The following is a 3901-nucleotide window of genomic DNA, read 5'->3' on the forward strand; positions in this document are numbered from 1 at the left end:
GGCCTCGGTGCGCGCGCCGATCAGGCGCCGCCGGCCTCCGGGTCGAGGTGGATCCGCGTCGCGGTGATCTCCTCGACCTCCATGATCTCGATCGTCATCTCCCATTCACCCCCTTGCTTGGTCGTCCGGTGCGCTGCAGTGCCGGGCAGCAACACCGGACCAGGAGAGGGCACCCCCGACTTTGATACTCGCGAGTAGTTTTCTCACCCGCTCCGGGAGCACCCCGGACTCCATCGGGCCGCGGACGTCAACCTCCGTGCCCCGTCGTGCGTGTGGAGGAGTGTGACCACCTTCGTGACGGCAGCCGTGCCCGACCCACCCGACGGCGCGCCCGGGTGGCAGGACGACGTCGACGTCCTCCTCCACGACTCGCGCGCGATGGACCGCGACGCCGAGTTCAGCCTGTTCGCCTCGGCCGCCCGCGCCGAGCTGGAGCGGACGGCGTGGTACCTGACGGGCGACCGCCACCTCGCGGCCGAGCTCGTCCAGGAGTCCCTCGTGCGGACCTACGTGGCGTGGCCGCGCGCCCGCCGGAGCAACCCCACGGCCTACGCACGACGCGTGCTCGCGAACGCCCGCATCGACCTGTGGCGTCGGCGGCGCCGGGAAGTCCTCGTCGCGCCCGACGACGTCCCCGACCTCCCGCACGACGGTGCGGGCCTGGTCGTCGAGCAGCGCGACGAGCTCGTGCGCGCGCTCGCCCTGCTCACCGTCCGGCAGCGTCGCGTCGTGGTCCTGCGCTACCTGATGGGCCTGTCCGAGCGCGAGGTCGCTGCCGACCTCGGCGTCACGGTGGGCACCGTGAAGACACAGGCGTCGCGCGGACTCCGGACGTTGCGCTCCAGCCTCGGCGACCTGGGAACCGCCCCGCAGCCACCTGACGGACCCGGACCGCACGACACGACGACGGAGGACGCCCGATGAGCCCGGAAGCGCTGGAGGACGACGAGTGGGTCCGCACGCTGCGCGCCCACGCCGCGAGCCTCGCGCCGCACGTGCCGACCGACGTCCCGGCCGCCGTCCGGGCGGGGCGCCGCCGCGCCGCACGCCGGACCGTCACGGCCTGGAGCACGGCGGGGGTGGCGACGACGACCGTCGCCCTGCTCGTCGGCCCTGTGATCTCCACGTGGCCGCCCGCGGTGAGATCCGTCCCGGCTGACGGCGCACCGAGCACAGCCGTCGCGGAGACGGGCCGCTCCCGCGGCGCGCTCGGCGACTCGTCCGCGACGCCCCTCGACGGGGCAGCGGTCGGGGATCTCGCCGACGCGTGCGACGCGGTAGCACGGCCGGGCGAGCCTGGCGACGTCGGGGGGATCCCGCCGCAGGAGGCCGACGGCCTCGCGCCCGTCGTCGCCGAGCAGCGGGCCGATGCCCGGTTCCTCGTGCAGGCGAACGAGGCCTGGGTCTCGACGTGCCTGGAAGAACCGACCGAAGGCGTCATGTGGTCGATGCCGACCGGCACCCCTCCGACACCCGACGGCGTCTCGGTGCTCACGTACTCGTCAGCGTCCGTCGTCGACGAGCTCGTGGTCGTGCTGGTCGGCCGGGTCGGCCCTGACGTCTCGGCCGTCACGTACGTGGCTCCCTCAGGGTCACGGATCGAGGCGACCGTCGCCGACGGTCTTGTCGTCGCGTGGTGGGTCGGCGCTCGCGCGCTGCGGTACACCCTCGAGGTGACGCGGTCGGACGGCACCGTGGTGACGGTCCCCGGGACCGGTGTTCCCGGGGAATGACGGTTCGGTTCGGCCGCCAGTCCCTCGGATCGGGCCGGACACGTCGGGCGCTGGCCGGCGTGCTCCCCGGTCGCCCCTGCGAGACCCGGTGCCGGCAACGGCCTCCGCCGCGCGCCGGGACGGTCCGCGGCCCAGAATCGTCCGCATGCTGCGCGACGTCTCCGCCCACCTGACCGTCGACGTCACGTCGCGGGCGACGCTCGCGCTCGCCGTCGCCGTCGCGACCGGCCACGACGCCGACGAGTCGCTCACGGTCACCGTCGACGGCTCCCCCGTCACGGTGCGCGAGGTCGCCGACGCGCACGGCACGCGCCTGCACGTCCTCGACGCCGACCCGGGCGAGGTCGTCGTCGACTACCGGGCGACCGTGCGCGGCCGGCTCGACGCCCCAGGCGCGGACGAGGGCGACCGGCTGCGCGCGCTGCGGCCCAGCCGGTACTGCGAGTCGGACGCCCTCGCCCCGACGGCCCGCGCCGAGTTCGCGGGCCTGTCCGGGGCCGACCTGCTCGGGGCCGTGTCGTCGTGGGTCGGGACGCGCCTCGCGTACGTCCCCGGGTCGTCGCTGCCGACGGACGGGGCGCTGCGCACGCTGCTCGCCCGGCAGGGCGTGTGCCGCGACTACGCGCACCTCGTCGTGGCCCTGCTCCGCGCGCTCGACGTGCCCGCGCGGCTCGTCGCCGTCTACGCGCCCGGGCTCGACCCGATGGACTTCCACGCCGTCGCCGAGGCGTGGGTCGACGGTGCGTGGCGGGTCGTCGACGCGACGACGCTCGCGCCGCGCGGCACCCTCGTGCGGATCGCGACCGGGCGGGACGCCGCGGACACGGCGTTCCTGTCGGTGTACGACGGCCTGGCGACGCTCCGGGAGGTCGCGGTGTCGGCCGTCGTGGACGTGCTGCCCGACGACGACGTGCGGACGCTCGTCACCCTGGGCTGACGCGCGCCCGGCGTCAGGCGTCGGCCACCCAGCGGCCGTCGCGCAGCACGTCACGGCCCGCGAGCTCGTCGGCCTCCCGCCACGCCTGGATCCCGCGCGGGCGGCAGCGGAACCACGTGTACCGCTGGCGCAGCGTGCGCGGGTCGAAGCCGGTGGCGGTCGCGAACGCGTCGCCGACGTCGTCGGGCACCGCGTCGGAGGCCTCGACGTCGGCGTCGACCAGGACGACGTCCCGGGTCTCGCCGAGGGCCAGGCGCGCCCGGCCGGTCGCGACGAGGTTGCGGGCGGTCGGTGACGACGCGGGCGTCGACAGGAGCAGCGTCTCCCCGTCCCAGAGGAAGGACAGCGGGACCAGGTAGGGCTCGCCCGTGCCGGGGTCGGCGGTGCCCACCCAGACGTCGACGTCGGTGCGCAGGCGGTGGCGGGTGTCGTCGGTGCGCTGCGCCAGGGTGCGGGGCCCGGCCGGGCTCGGGTCGGTCATCGGTGTCCTCGGTCGCTCGACGGTGCGGGTCGGGGCCGGGCCGCCGTGTCGTACGACGTCGGCCGACCGCAGCCGAGGCTACCGACCACGGCCGCCACGGACGCCTCGCACGCGACCGACACCTCGGCCGCCGGGGCCGCCTGGGGCCGTCACGCCCCCGACGTCTCCCGACGGCCGTCCGGGGCCACCCCGTCGCCCGTCCCCGTCACGTGGGCGACCAGCGCCGCCACGACGTCGGGGTCCCGCAGGATGCGGCGGTGCCCGAGCCCGGTCGTGCTGAGGAACCGTGCCCCGGGCCACGACGCGGCGAGGCGGGCACCGTCGGCGTGGTGCGCCTCCTTGTCGAGGGTGTCGTGCACGACGAGGGCGTCGGGCAGGGGGCGCGGGTGCCGGGCGGCGACGGCGGCGACGTCGAAGTCGGCGAGCGGGCGGCCGGCGCGGCGCTCCATGAGCGCGAGGAACCGCTGCCGGGTGGGTTCGCCGAACCCGAGGACGTCGGCGAGGTCGCGCGTGTACGGGATCGGGTCGGCCATGGGCGCGACGAGCGCGACCCGCTGGGCGTCGAGACCATCGAGGACCGCGCTCGCGGTGGCGGTGCCGCCGAGGGAGTGCGCGACGACCGCGTGGGCGGGTCCGTGGGCGGCGACGACGGCGGCGAGGGTGTCGACCATCTCGGGCAGCGTGCTCTGACGGGGCCCGTAGGCGCCGGGGCCGGAGCGGCCGTGGCTGGGGGCGTCGTACGCGACGACC

At 76.1% G+C, this 3901-nt stretch carries 6 protein-coding genes; 3 read left to right on the forward strand and 3 right to left on the reverse strand.

Features of this window, described 5'->3' with window-relative positions; genetic code table 11:
• Positions 1-20: 20 nt before the first annotated feature.
• Positions 21-155, reverse strand: a complete 135-nt coding sequence (locus tag CBZ_RS22045) for a hypothetical protein (RefSeq protein WP_281274903.1) — start codon at positions 153-155, stop codon at positions 21-23.
• Between the two features lie 127 nt (positions 156-282).
• On the opposite strand from CBZ_RS22045, the gene CBZ_RS17965 reads away from it, so the two are divergent.
• The 3 genes from CBZ_RS17965 to CBZ_RS17975 all read left to right on the forward strand — a co-directional run bounded on the left by CBZ_RS17965 (position 283) and on the right by CBZ_RS17975 (position 2670).
• On the forward strand, positions 283-924 hold the full coding sequence (locus CBZ_RS17965; protein ID WP_307720764.1) for a SigE family RNA polymerase sigma factor: 642 nt from the start codon (positions 283-285) through the stop codon (positions 922-924).
• Positions 921-1733 (forward strand): hypothetical protein, encoded by an 813-nt coding sequence (locus CBZ_RS17970; protein ID WP_130782840.1) that lies wholly within the window; start codon positions 921-923, stop codon positions 1731-1733. Before CBZ_RS17965 ends, CBZ_RS17970 begins: the two co-directional genes overlap by 4 nt.
• Positions 1734-1878: 145 nt before the next feature.
• Entirely contained in the window at positions 1879-2670 is a 792-nt protein-coding gene (locus CBZ_RS17975; RefSeq protein WP_130782841.1) for a transglutaminase-like domain-containing protein, read from the forward strand.
• 13 nt (positions 2671-2683) lie between these two features.
• Here CBZ_RS17975 and CBZ_RS17980 read toward each other — a convergent pair whose 3' ends face one another.
• Entirely contained in the window at positions 2684-3151 is a 468-nt protein-coding gene (locus CBZ_RS17980; protein ID WP_130782842.1) for a pyridoxamine 5'-phosphate oxidase family protein, read from the reverse strand.
• Between the two features lie 149 nt (positions 3152-3300).
• Positions 3301-3901, reverse strand: a 601-nt coding sequence (locus CBZ_RS17985) for an alpha/beta fold hydrolase (RefSeq protein WP_130782843.1), incomplete at its 5' end; no start/stop codon positions are given.

It is taken from the genome of Cellulomonas biazotea (assembly GCF_004306155.1).
GTDB classification, from domain to species: domain Bacteria; phylum Actinomycetota; class Actinomycetes; order Actinomycetales; family Cellulomonadaceae; genus Cellulomonas; species Cellulomonas biazotea.

Excerpts from the sequence above, each read along its gene's own strand:
- CBZ_RS17970 (WP_130782840.1), top strand. The coding sequence starts at position 921 with ATGAGCCCGGAAGCGCTGGAGGACGACGAGTGGGTCCGCACGCTGCGC.
- CBZ_RS17975 (WP_130782841.1), top strand. The coding sequence starts at position 1,879 with ATGCTGCGCGACGTCTCCGCCCACCTGACCGTCGACGTCACGTCGCGG.
- CBZ_RS17980 (WP_130782842.1), bottom strand. The coding sequence starts at position 3,151 with ATGACCGACCCGAGCCCGGCCGGGCCCCGCACCCTGGCGCAGCGCACC.